The organism is Idiomarina sp. PL1-037, from assembly GCF_034422975.1.
GTDB lineage: Bacteria > Pseudomonadota > Gammaproteobacteria > Enterobacterales > Alteromonadaceae > Idiomarina.
Window position 1 is genome coordinate 310,739 of sequence record NZ_CP139873.1, and the last position, 18,721, is coordinate 329,459.

The 18,721-nt window shown below is 48.2% G+C and carries 18 protein-coding genes; 6 read left to right on the forward strand and 12 right to left on the reverse strand.

The features are described from left to right. Nucleotides 1–12: 12 nt before the first annotated feature. The 5 genes from U0358_RS01440 to lexA form a co-directional block, all read right to left on the reverse strand. Complete coding sequence (locus U0358_RS01440) at nt 13–582, reverse strand: cytochrome c oxidase assembly protein (RefSeq protein WP_317498186.1); 570 nt, start codon at nt 580–582, stop codon at nt 13–15. Between the two features lie 6 nt (nt 583–588). Beyond that, entirely contained in the window at nt 589–2,175 is a 1,587-nt protein-coding gene (ctaD, locus tag U0358_RS01445; protein WP_322406780.1) for a cytochrome c oxidase subunit I, read from the reverse strand. A gap of 10 nt (nt 2,176–2,185) precedes the next feature. Continuing rightward, a complete protein-coding gene (gene coxB, locus U0358_RS01450) occupies nt 2,186–3,307 on the reverse strand; it encodes a cytochrome c oxidase subunit II (RefSeq protein WP_322407444.1) in 1,122 nt (373 codons plus the stop codon). Nucleotides 3,308–3,612: 305 nt separating this feature from the next. Further along, the gene (locus tag U0358_RS01455) at nt 3,613–4,050 is read right to left on the reverse strand and encodes an SOS-response cell division inhibitor (RefSeq protein WP_322406781.1); all 438 of its coding nucleotides are present in this window, start codon (nt 4,048–4,050) and stop codon (nt 3,613–3,615) included. Then, nucleotides 4,047–4,664 (reverse strand): transcriptional repressor LexA, encoded by a 618-nt coding sequence (lexA, locus tag U0358_RS01460; RefSeq protein ID WP_317498189.1) that lies wholly within the window; start codon nt 4,662–4,664, stop codon nt 4,047–4,049. The genes U0358_RS01455 and lexA overlap by 4 nt, the downstream gene beginning before the upstream one ends. A 131-nt stretch (nt 4,665–4,795) precedes the next feature. Between lexA and plsB the strand changes: the two genes are divergently transcribed. Next, the gene (plsB, locus tag U0358_RS01465) at nt 4,796–7,318 is read left to right on the forward strand and encodes a glycerol-3-phosphate 1-O-acyltransferase PlsB (protein ID WP_317498190.1); all 2,523 of its coding nucleotides are present in this window, start codon (nt 4,796–4,798) and stop codon (nt 7,316–7,318) included. On the opposite strand, the gene ubiA is transcribed toward plsB, so the two are convergent. Together ubiA and U0358_RS01475 are read right to left on the reverse strand one after the other, a co-directional pair. Next, nucleotides 7,306–8,157 (reverse strand): 4-hydroxybenzoate octaprenyltransferase, encoded by an 852-nt coding sequence (gene ubiA / locus U0358_RS01470; RefSeq protein WP_322406782.1) that lies wholly within the window; start codon nt 8,155–8,157, stop codon nt 7,306–7,308. The genes plsB and ubiA overlap by 13 nt on opposite strands. Before the next feature lies 1 nt (nt 8,158). Further along, a complete protein-coding gene (locus U0358_RS01475) occupies nt 8,159–8,740 on the reverse strand; it encodes a chorismate--pyruvate lyase family protein (RefSeq protein WP_322406783.1) in 582 nt (193 codons plus the stop codon). Nucleotides 8,741–8,818: 78 nt separating this feature from the next. Between U0358_RS01475 and U0358_RS01480 the strand changes: the two genes are divergently transcribed. Beyond that, complete coding sequence (locus U0358_RS01480) at nt 8,819–9,217, forward strand: flagellar basal body-associated protein FliL (protein WP_317498193.1); 399 nt, start codon at nt 8,819–8,821, stop codon at nt 9,215–9,217. Here the strand turns inward: U0358_RS01480 and U0358_RS01485 are convergent. From U0358_RS01485 to U0358_RS01500, 4 genes are read right to left on the reverse strand one after another with little or no spacing between them, the layout of a single operon-like run. Next, nucleotides 9,211–10,035, reverse strand: a complete 825-nt coding sequence (locus U0358_RS01485) for a rhomboid family intramembrane serine protease (RefSeq protein WP_322406784.1) — start codon at nt 10,033–10,035, stop codon at nt 9,211–9,213. The genes U0358_RS01480 and U0358_RS01485 overlap by 7 nt on opposite strands. Nucleotides 10,036–10,038: 3 nt before the next feature. Then, complete coding sequence (gene glpE, locus U0358_RS01490; RefSeq protein WP_317498195.1) at nt 10,039–10,377, reverse strand: thiosulfate sulfurtransferase GlpE; 339 nt, start codon at nt 10,375–10,377, stop codon at nt 10,039–10,041. A 7-nt stretch (nt 10,378–10,384) separates the two neighbouring features. After that, the gene (tdh, locus tag U0358_RS01495) at nt 10,385–11,410 is read right to left on the reverse strand and encodes an L-threonine 3-dehydrogenase (protein ID WP_322406785.1); all 1,026 of its coding nucleotides are present in this window, start codon (nt 11,408–11,410) and stop codon (nt 10,385–10,387) included. Between the two features lie 10 nt (nt 11,411–11,420). Continuing rightward, nucleotides 11,421–12,611: a glycine C-acetyltransferase gene (locus tag U0358_RS01500; RefSeq protein WP_322406786.1), complete on the reverse strand. Its 1,191-nt coding sequence runs from the start codon at nt 12,609–12,611 to the stop codon at nt 11,421–11,423. 177 nt (nt 12,612–12,788) lie between these two features. Here U0358_RS01500 and coaD point away from each other — a divergent pair, with 177 nt between their 5' ends. Beyond that, on the forward strand, nt 12,789–13,289 hold the full coding sequence (gene coaD, locus U0358_RS01505; protein ID WP_317498198.1) for a pantetheine-phosphate adenylyltransferase: 501 nt from the start codon (nt 12,789–12,791) through the stop codon (nt 13,287–13,289). A gap of 6 nt (nt 13,290–13,295) precedes the next feature. On the opposite strand, the gene U0358_RS01510 is transcribed toward coaD, so the two are convergent. Then, the gene (locus U0358_RS01510) at nt 13,296–14,615 is read right to left on the reverse strand and encodes a sodium-dependent transporter (RefSeq protein WP_322406787.1); all 1,320 of its coding nucleotides are present in this window, start codon (nt 14,613–14,615) and stop codon (nt 13,296–13,298) included. Between the two features lie 209 nt (nt 14,616–14,824). On the opposite strand from U0358_RS01510, the gene pckA reads away from it, so the two are divergent. The 3 genes from pckA (at nt 14,825) to U0358_RS01525 (ending at nt 18,660) form a co-directional block, all read left to right on the forward strand. After that, a complete protein-coding gene (gene pckA / locus U0358_RS01515; protein ID WP_317498200.1) occupies nt 14,825–16,426 on the forward strand; it encodes a phosphoenolpyruvate carboxykinase (ATP) in 1,602 nt (533 codons plus the stop codon). A gap of 99 nt (nt 16,427–16,525) precedes the next feature. Further along, the gene (locus U0358_RS01520; protein ID WP_322406788.1) at nt 16,526–17,458 is read left to right on the forward strand and encodes an ABC transporter ATP-binding protein; all 933 of its coding nucleotides are present in this window, start codon (nt 16,526–16,528) and stop codon (nt 17,456–17,458) included. Next, the gene (locus U0358_RS01525) at nt 17,455–18,660 is read left to right on the forward strand and encodes an ABC transporter permease (protein ID WP_317498202.1); all 1,206 of its coding nucleotides are present in this window, start codon (nt 17,455–17,457) and stop codon (nt 18,658–18,660) included. The genes U0358_RS01520 and U0358_RS01525 overlap by 4 nt, the downstream gene beginning before the upstream one ends. Nucleotides 18,661–18,721: the final 61 nt, after the last annotated feature.

Sequence of the window (18,721 nt, forward strand, 5' to 3'; positions counted from 1 at the left end):
AACGTCGATTCCTTATTCTGTTTTTAACAGCTGAACCATTTGCTCAGCCGACGTATTGGCTGTCATATCGTACAGCGTGTATGACAGGGTAAATGTCGTAATGTGATCGGGAATGTCCGGATCCAGATAAAATTGCATTGGCATTTCTGTTTCAGCGCCGGCGGCCAGCGGTTGCTGGTTGAAGCAAAAGCACTCTACTTTATTCAGGTAAAGAGAGGCCTCAGCTGGCGCAACAGACGGAATAGCCTGAGCGACCATGTTTGATGAAGTCGGGTTTTTTGCTAAGAAATTGACCACTTTAACTTCACCAGGATGAATCTTGATCTGTTTGATCGACGGTTCAAACTTCCACGGAATACCTTTAGCATTTCGTGTAATAAATTGAACATTAACCGTTCGTGATTCGTCCACTTCAACCTGTTGATAAACCGCCGCTTCGTTACTGGTACGGCCGTTAAAGCCGGTCACTTCACAAAAAACATCATAAAGTGGTACCAGTGCAAAGCCGAAGGCAAACATCCCGGCGACTGTCAGTAACAGTCGCTTAACCAGAATGCTGTTGTCGGGGCGCTGCTCAGACATGAGTCATCACTCCACTTTCGGTGGTTTTTCGAAGGTGTGATAAGGCGCTGGCGATGGAACTGTCCATTCCAGTCCTTCTGCGCCATCCCATGGTTTAGCTGCTGCTTTTTCACCGCCTCTTATACATTTGATAACAACCCAAAGGAAAAGCAGCTGCGACAAGCCGAAAGCAAAACCACCAATACTGGTTATTTGGTTTACGTCCGCAAATTGGGTCGCATAATCAGGAATACGCCGCGGCATGCCAGCCAAACCTGCAAAATGCATAGGAAAGAACAGCACATTTACAGAGATAAGTGATGTCCAGAAATGCGTTTTAGCCAGAGTACTGTCGTACATATGCCCGGTCCATTTAGGTAGCCAGTAATAAGCTGCTGCCATGATCGAGAAAATGGCCCCTGTCACCAGAACATAGTGGAAGTGAGCAACCACAAAGTAGGTATCGTGATACTGAAAATCGGCAGGAATTATAGCCAGCATTAAACCGGAGAAGCCGCCGATGGTAAACAGAATCACAAATGCGAGCGCAAACAACATGGGAGTTTCAAACGTCATGGAACCGCGCCACATAGTAGCTACCCAGTTAAAGATTTTAACCCCGGTGGGAACGGCAATGAGCATGGTGCAGTACATAAAGAACAGCTCAGCAAATACAGGCATACCGGTGGTGAACATGTGGTGAGCCCACACCAGGAATGACAACAATGCTATCGCGGCCGTGGCATAGACCATGGAGGAGTAGCCGAACAATCGCTTTCGGGCAAAGGCCGGTATAATTGCAGAAATGATACCAAAGGATGGCAGAATCATGATGTAAACTTCCGGATGACCGAAGAACCAAAATATGTGTTGGTACATAACCGGGTCGCCACCCCCGGCAGCATCAAAGAAGCTAGTGCCGAAATATTTGTCCGTCAACAACATGGTGACAGCACCGGCCAGAACCGGCATTACCGCGATAAGCAGAAAAGCTGTAATGAACCATGTCCATGCGAACAGGGGCATTTTCATATAGTTCATGCCAGGAGCGCGCATGTTCATAATGGTCACAATGACGTTAATAGCGCCCATTATGGATGAAATACCCATGATGTGTACTGAGAATACGAACAATGCAGTTGAATCGGAGCTGTAAGTTGTGGAGAGCGGTGCGTAAGCTGTCCAGCCAAATGCCGGGCCTCCACCTTCCATAAACAAAGAGCCCAATAAAATCATGAAAGCAAAGGGTAGTATCCAGAAGCTCCAGTTATTCATCCGCGGCAGCGCCATATCCGGTGCCCCAATCATCATGGGTATCATCCAGTTAGCTAGCCCGGTAAAAGCAGGCATAACTGCGCCGAAAATCATAACCAGACCATGTACTGTGGTCATTTGATTAAAGAAATGTGGATCAACTAATTGCAGACCCGGTTGAAATAACTCGGCCCGAATCACCATTGCCATGGCGCCGCCCACAAAGAACATGGCCAGGCTGAACAGTAAGTACATCGACCCAATATCTTTATGGTTGGTAGTAAATAGCCAACGACCAATACCAGACGGCTTATGATCGTGGTGTGTGTCGTGATGTGTCTCTTCCACTGCAGTGCTCATCACCGTCTCCTTATTGATTCATGACTTCGTTAATATCGGCGGCCTGAATCAGGTCTCCGGTATCGTTACCCCAGGCATTACGCTCGTAGGTGATAACCGCAGCTAATTCGCGCATGGAAAGTTGACTTCCGAACGCTTGCATAGCCGTGCCGGTAACGCCGTTAACGACAATGTCTATGTGTTTGCTTTTGGCTTCGGGGTCTACCGCAACGCCAGAACCAGCAAGCGCCGGGAACACGCCGTTTACGCCTTGACCGTTAGCCTGGTGACAAGCTGCACAAGTACTGTTGTATACTTTCTCACCAAGATCCATGAGTTCGTCTTTAGACATTTCCATGGCAAGCAACTCTTGTTCACGCTCACGCGCTTTGCGTTGCTCTTTTTCTTTCTCGGTAATCCATTTTTCGTATTCAGCAGGCTCTTTGGCTATAACAACGATAGGCATGAAGCCATGGTCTTTGCCACATAACTCAGCGCACTGGCCACGGTAAATACCGGGTTCGTCTACTTTGGTCCAGGTTTCATTAATAAAGCCCGGATTCGCATCTTTTTTAATGGAGAAGTCAGGAACCCACCAGCTGTGGATAACATCGTCTGAAGTGACCAGGAAGCGAACTTTTTTATTGGTTGGGATAACTAACGGGCGATCGACCTCTAATAAATAGTTTTCACCTTTCTCAAACTGATTGTTAATTTGCTCTTGTTGTGTGGCTAAACGACTGAAATATTCAACTTCGTTTTCAAAGTATTTGTAATGCCACTTCCATTGCGATCCGGTGACTTGCACCGTGACATCTGCATCCGATGTATCTTCCATAGCAATGAGTGTGGTTGTCGCCGGCACTGCCATACCTGCAAGAATCAGCAGCGGAACTATAGTCCAGGCAATCTCAACCTTGATGTTTTCGTGGAAATTGGAAGGGTTTGGGTTTTTCGACTTCCTGTGGCGGATTATCGAAATAAACATGAGACCAAATACAATTACGCCAATGACGCAGCAGATATAGAAAATCGTCATGTGGAGATCGTAAACCTGGTTACTCACTTCAGTGACACCTTGGGTCATATTGAGTTGCGACTTAGCAGCAGCCGGTAGACTCGTTAGCGCCAATAGTGCCCACAAAGGCTTCATTTTCACGTGGCTTCTCCTCTTATTCTTCAATGAGACAGCAAAGCGAGTTTTGCTCGTCTGAATTAGAAGAACAAAGAGGTAAGCAGAAAAAGGTACAGCTTCTCCCCAGAAATCGCTTTCTCTACTGACTCTTTGTTGTAGTTATCGTTATTATATTATTTTTATATTCGGGTACTGCATTTATTAACGAATTTACAACGAAAGATCCAGATCAAATCACACAAACGAACAAAAAATAATCGGATCTGTTAAAAAAAGGCTGCAAAAGCAGCCTTGGGGAAGAAAACACACTAACAAAGGTGGGGTTAGTGCAGGTGGGATGTCAGTGTGTTTTTATCAAACAAAAAATATTGTGTCTCGCTCAATTTACTGGCCATTTTCGCACGCTGCCAGGTACGACTGGAAACAGAATCTAAATAACCAATAACCATACTACTGGTACCTGCCAGTAAAGCCTGTTCCAGTGCCCATTCACAGCGTTCGGCGGAGTGGCTGCGTAACCAGCGAATTTGAGATTCAGCTACGCCGCAGGCAATAAGTTGCTGAATGACATTTTTGTCGCCCCCGATAACGGTTATCCACTGGCTGGGTTTTTGTCGCAAAGCCCGTTGTACAACAGGGGAGAGGTTATCGACGTCAAATGAATCCTGGCTGCTTTTCGCATCCATAGGAAAGGGCGAGACCGCAGTTTCGGCAGTCCACAGACCTGGATGATGTAATTTTTGCTGATATTGAGTTTTCATAAGGTCGCTCCGTTTCTGATCACACCTACCGCAAGTCCTTCAATGGCAAAAACTTGCTCCGCAAGATTGACAGTAATGGTAGAGAAATCTTTATTTTCAGGATGAAGCAAAATAGTTTTCCCGCGCTGTTCAAAACGCTTTACAGTGACTTCGTCTTCAACTCGTGCAACGACTATTTGTCCGTTACGGGCTTGTTCGGTTTTATGCACAGCGAGTAAGTCGCCGTCTAAAATTCCAATGTCTCTCATGCTCATACCGTTTACTTTTAGCAAGAAACTGGCGGCAGGATGAAACATTGATTCATCAACTTTGTAATGCCCTTCAACGTGTTGTTCAGCCAATAAAGGTTCGCCTGCTGCAACCTGGCCGATTAACGGCAGGCCATCGGCTATATCGTAGTCATCGCCGACAAGGCGAATACCGCGCGACATGCCGGGGAGTATTTCAATAACGCCTTTACGGGCAAGCGCTTTTAGGTGCTCCTCTGCGGAGTTGGCAGAGCGAAAACCCAGCTTATGGGCAATTTCGGCACGGGTCGGCGGCATGCCGGTTGCGTGCAGATTATCCTTAATAAGCTCAAGAATTTCAGATTGTCTTGGTGTTAACGGGCGCATAATGTACCTGTTTATTTGTACAGTGATACTGTGAGTATATACAGGGAAATTGATTTCGCAAGTAATTTCTTGAACGACATTTTTACACGAAGTTGGTATCCTGTGTTTCTGTTTAAAACAGAGGTCTCTATATGAAAGGAATAAGCCGCTTTTTCCCTATTTTAAAATACCCGTTACGCTGGTTAACGCGTTTTCAGGAAATTTGGGATGGCACTGAAGAAGAGCATTTAACAACGGTTGGCAAGCCAATTGTCTATGTAATGCGTTCAACCTCTAAAGCGGATCTATCCATTTTGCAACGGGCGGCGCAAAAGCGCGGCTTGCCTGACCCTGTCGACCCTCTTGTGGTGAATGGTAAAACCTATAACCGAATCATGTACCTGGAAGAACTGGCGAATGAGGTATCGGAACAAACCGTCTCTGAATTTCACCAACTACTTACCCTGCATAAAGACCAGCCTGAACTGGATGTTCACCTTATACCTGCGGGCGTATTCTGGGGCCGCCAGGCGGGAGAAGAGGCGCATGCCGGTAACACCATGACCGGTGACTTAGATAACCCGGGCCATTGGCGTAAATTCTGGCTGATAATTTTTTCTGGCCGACAAGTGTTGCTGCGCTTTTCACGTTCGGTGAGCCTGGGCACAATGGCGCGCGACCATGGCACCGATATGCGCATAGCGCACAAATTAGCGCGGGTAGCGCGAGTTCACTTCGTACGTATGCGCCATGCCGTTGCCGGTCCTAAACTGAGCCAGCGCAAAGAGCTGATGTCAGCACTCATTAACACTCCGGCGTTAAAAAAGGCGGTATCTGATGAAGCCAGAGGCAAAAAAATCAGTGAAGAAGCCGCCCGCAAGCGCGCTTTATCTTATATTGATGAAATCGCCGCTAACTATAACTCGACGCTTATCCGAGTGTTAGATCGTTTTATGACCTGGATGTGGAACCGGATTTACAACGGCATTCATGTAAAAGGCGGGGATACGATTCGACGACTGGCGCAACAAGGGCATGAAGTTATCTATGTCCCTTGCCATCGAAGCCACATGGACTATTTGCTGCTCAGCTATGTTATTTATAAAGAAGGCCTTGTACCGCCGCACATAGCGGCTGGCGTGAACCTTAACTTTTTTCCTGTCGGCGGAATTTTCCGCCGTGGCGGCGCGTTCTTTATTCGCCGCAGCTTCCGGGGTAACAAATTGTACTCCGCGGTTTTTCGTGAATACTTGTGCTGGTTGTTCCAAAAAGGCTACCCGGTGGAATACTTCAGTGAAGGCGGTCGCTCCAGAACTGGCCGCTTATTACCGCCTAAAACCGGTATGCTGGCAATGACCGTGCAGGGTATGTTGCGCGACCAGCAGCGTCCGGTATCGCTGGTACCAGTGTACCTTGGTTACGAGCATATTATGGAAGTGGCTACTTACCTGAAAGAGCTTAAGGGGAAAGACAAGGAAAAAGAGTCGGTTTTCCAAATTCTGAAAACCGTCGCTAAACTGCGCAACTTTGGTCAGGGTTTTGTGACTTTCGGTCAGCCGATTAATTTAAAACACCATCTGGATAAAGTGGCGCCTAACTGGCATGAATCGGTCACCCGAGGGGCGCAGGAACCGGAGCGTCCAGGCTGGTTAAACCCGGTGGTAGGTGGTTTAGCCGAGCAAGTTATGCAAGGCATTAACGATTCAGCGGCGGCAAACAGCGTTAATCTTACCGCATTGGCGTTACTGAGTTCAGAGCACCACGCACTGATGAAAGAGGAGTTGTTGGCTCAGTTGGAGGTTTATCTGGGCGTGCTGCGCGAGGTACCTTACAGCAATATGATGAGCGTGCCGGACGAGACACCGGAAGAGCTTTGGCAACAGGCACTGCGTACTGACAAATTTACGGTTGATAGCGACACCATGGGTGAAGTCGTGTCGCTCGAGCGTATGACAGCCATAGCAATGACATACTATCGGAATAATATACTTCACATGATGGTGGTTCCCGGTATTGTCGCGTCAATTATCATGGCGAAGAAAAACGTCAGCGTGGCCGAAATTGCGGCGCGGACACAGGCAATTTATCCGTCATTAAAAGCAGAGCTCTATTTGAGTCATAATGTTGAAGACTTGCCACTCTGGACGGAAGCTCTTGCAGAAGAGTTGGCGCGACAACAGCTAATTACTCTGGAAGATGGCGTTTGCACCATTGCGCAACGGGAAAGTGCGCAGTGGTATCGGCTACGGTTATTGGCCAACAGTGCCAGTGAAACCTTGCAGCGTTACTGTATTGTACTTGAGTTGCTGCAACAGGCGCAGCCTATCATGCGCGCGGATCTTGAAAAGCAATCTATTACTCTGGCCGAACGCTTGAGTTCCATTCACGGCATTGATGCGCCCGAATTTTATGATAAGAAAGTCATGTCGACGCTGATTGCCAGTTTAAAACAGCAAGGTCTGGTAGAAATTAATGACGACGGTCAGCAAATTGCTGCAGAGCCGGTGGGTGAGCTCAGCGACCAGGTCGATGAGCTCATTGACGGTCCGGTGCTACAAACCATCCGTCAGTCGGTTGAGCAGTTCGTTCAGCAGCTAAAAGAGCAGGCCGAACATGAACAAAAAGAAGCACTAAAAGAAGAGCAAAAACCGACTGAGAGTGATCAGAACCAGTAATGCACGGCTAAGCCAATAGCGAATACCATGCCAATATAATGGTTATGCAGAAAAGCCTGGAAGCACTTTCCGGGCTCCCTGTGCCGTATTAGCCAGTGCTGGTAAGCAAACAACAGAAAAACAGCCGCTAATGCCAGCCACACCCAAAGTTCAACGGTAATTAAATGCAATACCCAGCCCAATAAGCCTAGAGTAGCAAGTTGCAACAGGCCAATAGCCAGACGGTCGAAGCGACCAAACAAAATTGCTGTGCTCTGCAGGCCTATCTTTAAGTCGTCTTCGCGGTCTGCCATGGCATATTCGGTATCGTAGGCGACCGTCCAGAGAATATTGGCAAGAAATAGTAAGCCAGCAATAAACCATTGGTCAGATTCCAGTGCGGTAAAGGCCATGAGAATACCGAAACTAAAGGCGATGCCCAGTACAATTTGTGGCAAATGCGTCCAGCGTTTACAAAACGGGTAAAGCGCAGCTACGCCAGCCGCGAAAAAGCTGAGCATGACTGTTTCAGTGTTCAGCTGCATAACCAACCCGAAGGCAATGGCTAAGAGAGCAATGAAGCCTATCATTGCTTCAGTTGCCGATATTTTTCCCGCCGGAATGGGACGTTGTCGGGTGCGGCGTACGTGGCCGTCATAATTGCGGTCGGCAAAGTCGTTAATAACGCAGCCGGCAGAGCGCATGACAAAAGTACCGAGCAGAAATATCACAACGATACGTAGGGGCGGCTCGCCGGCGCCGGCTATCATGAGTGCCCAGATTGTCGGCCAGGCAAGCAGATAGGTACCAATAGGTCTGTCCGCACGCATTAACTGCCAAAAAGCGATTAACTTTTGCATACTAACTCCTGTTATTCGGCGAAGAGTAAAGTGGCGACGGCTGCAGAAATATTTCACTGACTAACAATTGCTCACCACCCGTGGAAAATATTCTGCGTCTGCCCAGCAGCCTATGGTTTTGCCCAAACCACTGCTGATTAAGCAGGGCAACCGGGTGCGGCAACGCAACTTCTGCGACTTCTATTTGCCCGCAGTGTAAGTCGCTACGGGCGAATAAAGACTCGCCCAACGACTGATTCCCCAGCTGTTCTAAATTCAGTGTATTGGTGTTTTCGGCGCTGGGTGAAAATAGGCTGCGCGCAAAAACCCAAGGCTTTTCATTACAGTATAGTAGAACTTCACGGATAACGACTTGGTCTTTACCCTTTAGCCTTTGTTTTTCTTCAGTGTTAGGGGAAAGCAATTTCTGGCCTAGTAATTTAACAGAAAAGTGCTGATTTATTTGCTTCAGACGCTCTGTAAGCGAACCTTCGTAAAGCAACCAGTCGGCTTGCTTTGGGGTTAATTCAAGTTGTTCGGGCGATGTCCATTGCAGCGCTTTGCTAACTGGAAAAGCCGGGGTAGCATAAAACTCTGTTGTCATTTGTGTTGGCGTTATTAAGCTCTGTTGCTATGATAGCAGAGAGAACTTAATTGAACAGCAATCGGGCCGGGTAGGGCTATGAAACTTCTGATAACAGTATTTGCCAGTATTTTTCTTTGGTTCAGCAGTGTAACAGTGGCGTCAGCAGACGACGTTTCGTACTACGGCTTTGAGCCTGATATCACCACAAATTACCTGAAAGAGGGTAATGATTACCGGTTGGGTTTTATTCGGGTTGCTATTGAAGTGATGGTGCCGGATCCCAGTTACGTTAGTGTGGTAGAGCATCATGCGCCTTTACTGCGTAATGCCTTTGTGTCAATTTTAGGTACCGCGACTGAACGTCAGGTGCGAACCATGACGGGACGCGACCAACTTCGTTTAAAATGTATAGAAAGAGCAAAAGAGCTGATGCGGCAGGAAACCGGTAATCCGGTTATCCGCGATGTTCTTTTTACTAAGTACATTTATCAGTGAAGCTGCCGCATTTCAGGGTTTAACCAACGCACCAAAAAGCCTGCGAAACAGCCGGAAAGCAGTCCGGCCAGATGGGCTTCGTTAGCAACATTGACCCACAGCATGTCGGTGTAGCCAATTACTAACCACAGCAGCATAAAAATAATGAGCCCCGGTGGCAGGTACAGCGGCGTGGGGCGATTAAAGCTGTATATCCAGCAGAAGCCAAGCAGGCCATAGACCACCCCAGACAGCCCGCCAAAGTTAGGGCCATTGAACAGGTACTGAATAACGTTTGCAGTAATACCGCAAAATAACAGCAGAGCCAGCAACCAGGATATCCCCAGAGAACGTTCAATACGGCCGCCCAGATACCACCACCAGAAAATGTTAAAGACCAGGTGAAGCAGTGTAAAGTGCATCAGTACCGGGGTAATAAAGCGCCAGGGCTGATCGTAGGGAAGCGCTGAAAAATATTGGCTTATCCTCAATGTTTCCAGCACGGCTTCGGGATAAATTTGCACCATCCCAAACACCAGCAACGCTAACACAGCGACAATTCGGGTTAGCCACCCGCTTTGCTGTAACAAACTAAAAGACAGTGATGATGAGCCTCGTTCTGAAGCTTGCTGTTCTTTTATTGGTTCAGCGGCTAGCTCCGGATTATCTTTAAACTGTTGAATGAATGTCTTAGCAGCGGCTTCATAGCTGCTTTGGTGTAACCACAGTTCCAATTGCTCACCGCGTTCGGTAACGCTGACTGGCATGCCTTGCTGACGTAAATACTGATACAGCTTGTGCATCCAGTCTGAGTCGCGGCTGCTGAGCAATCGTCGCATGGTTTAATCCCTTTCGGTTTCTTTATGAGAAGTGTGTTCAGGAAAAGACATGGACCAGGCCGTATAGCCGCCGTCCATGCTGTGCACATCAGTAAAACCGTTGCCTGCTATGTAGCCAGCGGCACCTTGACTGCTAATGCCATGGTAGCAAACCACTATCACTTTTTGGTTTTTATCAACCGAACCGAGGAACTGCGGCAGATTGCTGTTATCCAGGTGTTGAGAGCCTGGGATGTGTCCCGCGGCAAAGGACTGCGGGTCACGGATATCAACAAAAACCGCATCGCCATTTTGCCAATGCTCAACGGCGATGGGTAAGTCCATTAGCTGATAATTGCTCATTTAAGCGTTAATCCCAGTTCAGTATGACTTTGCCGGATTGGCCTGAAATCATGGTTTCAAAGCCTTTTTCATAGTCATCAATAGGCATTTCGTGCGTTAAAATAGGTGAAATATCCAGACCGGACTGCAGCAAACTGGCCATTTTGTACCAGGTTTCAAACATCTCGCGGCCGTAAATGCCTTTAATAACCAAGCCTTTAAAAATAACCTGATTCCAGTCTATAGCGATGTTTTCAGGCGGAATGCCCAGCATGGCAATTTTGCCGCCATGGTTCATGGTTTCCAGCATTTGTGAAAACGCAGACGGAACACCGGACATTTCCAGACCCACATCAAAGCCTTCTTTCATGCCCAACTCGTTCATAACGTCAGAGAGCTTTTCCTTGCTAACGTCCACTGCGCGGGTTACACCCATTTTACGAGCTAAGTCCAAGCGGTATTCGTTTACGTCGGTAATAACCACGTGGCGTGCGCCAACGTGACGGGCAACGGCGGCGGCCATTATGCCAATAGGACCCGCACCGGTAATCAGCACGTCTTCACCCACCAGGTCAAAAGCCAGTGCGGTGTGAACCGCATTACCAAACGGGTCAAATACGGCGGCCATTTCGTCAGTGACGTCATCTGGCAGTTTGAAAGCGTTTTCAGCTGGCAGTGCTAAGTATTCTGCAAAAGCACCTGGACGATTCACACCCACACCATAGGTGTTGCGGCACAAGTGACGACGGCCGGCACGGCAGTTACGACAGTGGCCACAGGTAATGTGGCCTTCGCCGGAAACGCGGTCGCCAATTTCAAAGCCGCGAACACCGTCGCCCATAGCGGCAATTTCCCCCACGTATTCGTGACCCACCACCATAGGCACAGGAATGGTTTTTTGCGACCAGTCGTCCCATTTGTAAATGTGAACATCGGTACCGCAAATGGCGGTTTTCTTAATTTTAATCAGCAAATCGTTGTAGCCGCATTCAGGCTTCTCAACGTCCGTCATCCAAATGCCGGGTTTTGCGTGCAGTTTTGATAAAGCTTTCATTCTTTACTCCTTAAATCACACCCAGCTCTTTACCTATACGGGTAAAGGCTTCAATGGTGCGATCCAGTTGTTCACGTGTGTGTGCCGCAGACATTTGCGTGCGGATACGAGCTTTGCCTTTAGGAACGACAGGGAAGGAAAAGCCGATCACATAAATATCTTCTTCTAACAGGCGGTCTGACATTTCTGAAGCCAGTTTGGCGTCGCCTACCATGACGGGAATAATAGCGTGGTCTGCGCCGCTCAACGTAAAGCCGGCTTGAGTCATTTGCTCACGGAAGTAGCTGGCATTTCCCCACAGCTGAGCGCGCAGCTCATGGCCTTCGGCCAGCATATCGAGTACACGAATCGAAGCCTGCACAATGGCCGGTGCAACTGAATTAGAGAACAGGTAAGGTCGTGAGCGCTGGCGTAACCAGTCAATCACTTCTTTCTTACCTGACGTGTAACCACCCGATGCACCGCCCAAAGCTTTACCTAAGGTGCCCGTGATGATATCAACACGACCCATCACATCGCAGTACTCATGCGTACCTTTACCATTTTCACCTAAGAAGCCAGTGGCGTGGCAGTCGTCCATCATAACCAGCGCGCCGTATTGGTCGGCCAGGTCGCAAATACCTTTTAAGTTCGCAATAACGCCGTCCATAGAAAAGACGCCGTCGGTAGCAATTAATTTGTGACGCGCGCCGTCTGCGTCTGCCTGTTTAAGCTGAGCTTCTAAATCTTCCAGGTTGTTGTTTTTGTAGCGGTAGCGCTTGGACTTACTCAGGCGAATGCCATCAATAATGCTGGCGTGGTTGAGCTCGTCACTTATGATGGCGTCCTCCGGACCCATCAGGGTTTCGAATAAGCCACCGTTCGCATCAAAACATGAGGAATACAAAATAGTGTCTTCTGTGCCTAAAAATTCGCTTAGCTTTTGTTCCAGTGTTTTGTGAATGTCCTGAGTACCACAAATAAAACGGACAGAGGCAGTACCGAAACCGTGTTCGTCCAGGCCCTGTTTCGCGGCTTTAATTAAGTCCGGGTGGTTTGCCAGGCCCAGGTAGTTGTTAGCGCAGAAGTTGAGTACCTTGCGGTCGTTAACCGTAATTTCAGAGCTTTGGTCCGAACTGATAATACGTTCTTTCTTGTACAGGCCATCGGCTTTGGTTTCGGCCAGTTGATCGGCCAGTTGCTGATAAAAGGCTGAGCTCATTGTTTACTCCACTATTTGAAAACGTAAGTTACCGTCTAGTTTACTGATGTTAGTCGCAACTCGCATCCTTAATTTGAATATCGGGCTTTTGTTTAGTGTGCACTTGCGTGTACTCTTTAGGCCAAATAAAAAGCGTGCAAATAAAGTGCTTGCACAAATAACGGTTTAGGAGACTCTATGCACCGTCGAGCAATTTATCCGGGAACCTTTGATCCCATTACAAATGGCCACGCCGACTTAATTGAACGGGCCGCGAGCTTGTTTAGTGAAATTGTAGTAGGTATAGCAGAAAGCCCCAGTAAAAAGCCGCTGTTTAGTCTGGAAGAGCGGGTTTTACTGGCGCAACAAGTGACTGAAAACCTCGATAATGTCACTGTCGTTGGCTTCTCCGGACTGTTGGTCAACTTTGCCAAAGAGTACGAAGCAACAGTGCTTATTCGCGGATTACGTGCGGTGTCTGATTTTGAATACGAATTTCAGCTAGCCAACATGAACCGACGCTTGGCGCCGAATCTGGAAAGCGTGTTTCTGACGCCAGCAGAGGAAAACTCGTTTATTTCTTCTTCTCTGGTAAAAGAGGTAGCGCTGCATGGCGGTGACGTTTCCGGCTTTACTGACGCCAGGGTGGCGTCAGCACTGGAACAGAAGTTTTCCGGTAAGCGTCCGGGCAAAAGTTAACCCTGCTTAACTAAAGGCGACGTGATAAAACACAATGCTCATCAGAATCGGGCAGAGATAACGGATGTGCCAGCGTAACAAAGTTAAGCCGACACTGCCCGCAGCAATCGCTTTCAGGTGATTGCTGCGGTGCCATAACCAGCCCACCACCAGCAAATAGAATAAGCCTGACAGCGGCAGCTGGAACTGTGTGACTGCCGTAACAACCCAGCCAAACAGCGGTTCAAAGAACAGTATTAGTAGCAGCGAAAACACTGCAATAACGCTCAGTGACAGAGCTGTTGCCACTGGCCGTTTCAGTTTGCGCTCTTCTATGCAGTAAGACACCGGTACTTCGGCCTGAGCAATGGTCGAGGTGAGAGCAGCAATACTCAGCAACATGAAAAATGCAAACGCCACAAAGGGCCCGGCAATGCCCATACTATTGAATAGCTCTGGCAGTACCGCAAAAATGAGTTGGCCTTCACCAATGAGTTTAGAGCCGTCGCCGACATCAACGCCCAGGTGAATGCCCGCGTACAGAGCCGGAATAATTAACAGCCCCGCCAGGAAAGCGATAAAAGTGTCCAGTGCGGCTACGGACAAGCTTAAACGACCTAAGTTAGCACCCGGTTTCAGGTAGGAACCGTATATCATCATGCCGCCCAAACCAATAGAGAGCGAGAAGAACGCTTGCCCCATAGCGGCCACTAAAATGCTGGTGTCAGTTATTAAGTTGAAGTCGGGAACAAGGTATTTTTTCAGGCCTTCGTCGGCTCCGGGTAGGGTCAGCATGTAGGCAATTAGCGCCACCAGTAAAACGACTAAGGTAGGCATCAGGCGTTTAGACCAGCGCTCAATACCTTTTTCCACACCCTGAAAGACCACGTAAGCGGTGGCCAGTAAAAATACAGTGGTGAAAATTAAGTCGCGAGTTAGTGAGCTGTTTAGTAAGAATTCGGCCGCCGCTTCAATACCAAAGCCGCGGGCAAGAAAGCCCAGAGCGTGAACTAACATCCAGCCGGCAACCACATGATAAAAGCTGAGCATTAAACAGGAGCCCAGTACATTCAGGTAACCCATTAGACGCCCAATAGGGCGCGCGCGGCCTTCAGACAGTTGTGTTAAAGAGCGAACGGGGTTCGCCTGCGCACTATGGCCTATCAGCATTTCGCTGTACAAAGCGGGTATAGCAAGTATAAAGATTACGCAAAGATACACCAGCAGAAAGGCACCGCCGCCGTGGTTCGCAACCTGAGTCGGAAAGCCCCAGATATTTCCCAGGCCAACAGCAGAGCCCGCTGCCGCTAATATAAAGCCAATTCGGCTGTGAAAGGAGTCACGCATAAATGATCAGAAACCCGCTGCTGCTTACAAAAGTCAGGCGGGCATTCTAACGAACTGGCAAAATTTTGCCCTATCTTTTTTTACACAATCAGGTTAATATTCGCGCCCTGAAAATGAGCCAGTAACCAAGCTGTAAAACAGGATGCTTTACGTTGTGTTACTGCTGTTAACGTTAACAATCTAGACCGTAATCTCAGGAGCCTTACGTCATGCCTAATCTGGATCTGAGCCGCTACGGCATCACAGATGTCGAAGAAATTGTCCATAACCCGTCCTACGACCTGCTATTCGAAGAGGAAACTCGCACCGACCTGCAAGGTTATGAAAAGGGAACGGTAACGGACCTGGGTGCGGTTGCTGTCGATACCGGAATTTTCACCGGACGTTCCCCTAAAGACAAATACATTGTCCGCGATGACACAACTCGCGATACCGTCTGGTGGGCTGATCAAGGCAAGAACGACAACAAACCACTGTCGACCGAAACCTGGAACGAACTGAAAGGTTTGGTTACCGAGCAGCTTTCGAAAAAGCGTTTGTTTGTGGTTGATACCTATTGCGGCGCTAACGAAGACACTCGTCTTGCAGTTCGCTTCATTACCGAGGTGGCATGGCAGGCGCATTTCGTAAAAAATATGTTCATTCGCCCAAGCGAAGAAGAGCTGGAAAACTTTGAGCCAGACTTCGTTGTTATGAATGGTGCTAAGTGCATTAATCCTAAGTGGCAGGAACAGGAACTGAATTCAGAAAACTTTGTGGCGTTCAACTTAACTGAAAAAATTCAGTTAATTGGCGGTACATGGTACGGCGGCGAAATGAAAAAAGGGATGTTCTCAATGATGAACTACTTCCTGCCGCTTAAAGGCATTGCTTCTATGCACTGCTCTGCCAACGTAGGCAAAGAAGGCGACGTGGCTATTTTCTTCGGTTTGTCAGGTACCGGTAAAACTACCCTGTCAACGGACCCGAAACGCGCACTCATTGGTGACGACGAACACGGTTGGGATGACGACGGCGTATTCAACTTTGAAGGTGGCTGCTATGCCAAAACCATCAACTTGTCGAAAGAAGCCGAACCCGACATTTACAACGCGATTCGCCGCGATGCTTTATTAGAAAACGTTGCTGTCGATGACAACGGAGTCGTTGATTTTGACGACAATTCGAAAACTGAAAACACTCGCGTGTCTTACCCGATTCATCACATAGAAAATATTGTGAAGCCGGTTTCTAAAGCTGGTCACGCGAAAAAAGTGATTTTCTTGACCGCGGATGCTTTCGGTGTATTGCCTCCGGTTTCTAAGTTAACTAAAGAGCAGGCGCAGTATCATTTCTTGTCCGGCTTTACTGCTAAATTAGCCGGTACTGAGCGCGGTGTTACTGAGCCTACGCCAACTTTCTCCAGCTGTTTTGGCGCGGCGTTCTTAAGCCTGCACCCAACGCAGTACGCGGAAGTTTTGGTTAAGCGCATGGAAGCGGCTGGCGCAGAAGCGTACCTGGTTAATACCGGTTGGAACGGCACTGGCAAACGCATTTCTATTAAAGCGACGCGCGCTATTATTGACGCTATTTTAGATGGTTCAATTGAGGACGCTGAGTTTGTAGAGCTGCCTCACTTTAACTTAGCTATGCCAACTGAGCTGGCTGGCGTTGAAGACAGTAGCATTCTTGACCCGCGCAAAACTTACGAAGATGACGGTGAGTGGGACGTTCGCGCGAAAGACTTAGCAGAACGTTTTGTCGCAAACTTTGAGAAATTTACTGACACCGATAACGGTAAAGCTTTGGTTGCCGCAGGCCCTCAGCTGTAAATTCATAGTTTGAAACAAATTAAAGGGCTCGTAACACTTGTTACGGGCCCTTTGTCTTTCTAAGATAGGCGCTTCTTAAGCAAATAACAGAAAAATAACATGCGCCTTTCAGTTAATAATGTCACTAAGCGTTACCGCACCGTAACGGCGGTAGACGCTATCTCCCTCGATATTCAACCCGGCAAGATACAAGCTTTGCTTGGCCCCAACGGTGCCGGGAAGTCGTCTCTGGTTCGTATGTTGGTTGGCCTGACTCAGCCCGACGAAGGTGAAATCCTCGTTGAAAACAACGGCGAGAGTGTTGAGCTGACCTATCACGACTTTGCTTATCTGCCTGAAGACCGTGGTTTATACCAGGATCGAACCATACTGGATAACCTGAATTATATTGCCAGTTTGCGCGGATTGAAGCTGAGCGATATCCGCAGCGATATGGATAACTGGCTGGAGCGGTTCGAACTGACGGATCGCAAAGATGAGCCCTTGCGTCAGATGTCTAAGGGAAACCAGCAAAAAGTACAACTTATTGCCACGCTGCTGCACGACCCGCAACTGGTAATTCTGGATGAACCCTTTTCGGGTTTAGACCCGGTAAACCAGGAGCACGTGCTGACGGTATTAAACGAGTTGCGCGAGCGGGGCAAAACTGTGGTGTTAAGTGCGCACCAAATGGAGCTGGTTGAGCGTTTAGCCGACACCATGTTGCTTATGAATAAGGGGCGTGCGGTAGCTCAGGGCAGCTTGCAGGAAATACGCGATACTTTGCTGCCCAAGCCGGTGTACCGGGTAACAACCAACGCTCAGCTTGCTTTAGATAGCTGGCAGGGCGTGGAGCAAATAGAGTCCATGCGTAAAGTGAGTGAAGAACAAGTGGAGATAACCTTTCGCGCCGACGTCGGTATAGATGAGTTATGGCCACAACTGGCACAGCAATCGTCTATTAAAGCCTTTGCGCCAATTCAGCCGGGGCTGCATGACTTGTACTTAAATACCATTCGTAATCAGAACGCTACCGGGGAGGCGCAGTCATGAAGCAGACAAGCCCAGGTTATCTAAAACAATTAAAAGCCATTTCATGGTGGGAGTTTAAGCGTTTCTTTAAGTGGAAACAGGAACTGTTTTCCATTGTGTTATTGGTGGGGATTTTTGCAGTGAGTGCCGGATGGGGTGCTATTACTCAAATTTTTTCCGAGGAATACGAAGGCGCGATTTTCTATGAGCAAGGGCAGCCGCAGGGGTTTGAGTTTGATGCCCCCAAAGCTCTGAATATTCGCAGCGCCGGTACTATGGAAGTAGAAAACTGGAAAACTCAGTTACCGGAAGAGCTGGATACGCTGATTGTTATTACTCCGGAACTAACCGCTAAGGTCTGGGTGAAAAAATCACAAACCTGGCAGCAAGAGTTGCGCACTGAGTTGCAGGAGCAACTGCAGGATCTGCGCATTCAGCAGTTACCACTGGCACCGGAAGAAAAAGCGGTAATTGATGAAAAACCGGAAATTGCATTTTCTATTGAAGAAAGTGAAGACGCCTCTATAGATGATACCAGTGATGGTTCCGCCGGAATGCTGTTGGCGGTGATTATGGTTGGGGTCTTTACTGGTTTTGGCTTAATGATGATGTCCATCACCGCCGAGAAGCAACAGCGAGTAACCGAGCAGTTGCTGACCATTGTGACACCCACTCAATGGATGGATGGTAAAATTATTGGTATTACCTTACACAGCCTTAAGGCGATGCTCTTTATTGGCTTAATGATTTTGGGTGTCAGCCTGGTCGTTGCTGCGTTTTCCGATAAGAGTGGCTCCGGGCTGGACTGGGGAATTGGTACTGCCCTGTTGAGTCTTATCTTTGTTTTATTGGGCACGGTCTTAATTAACGCGTTATTAGCGGGCTTTTCGGCAACCATTGATGACCCGAATCACTCTTCTCGCAGTACGGTAATGCTGGTGCCTTTACTGCCGGTATTTTTAGGGTTTAGCGTAATTGGAGCGCCAGACTCAACTTTAGCCACGGTTATGAGTATTCTGCCGGTTAGCTCCTTTGCGATGATGCCTGCACGCTTACTGCAAACTGATGTTGCGGTGTGGGAATGGCTGCTGAGTTTAGCGCTGCTGCTTGTTTTTGTTTACTGGATGAGAAATGTTGCGGGGCGCTTGTTCGCTATGGGCATTCAGTATTACGGAAAAGAACCGGGCTGGAAGGAAATATGGCGGGCCGTTTCGGGTAAATAACAAAATTGCAGAGACAAAAAAGCCGGGAACTTCAAATGAAGTATCCCGGCTTTTTATTAGG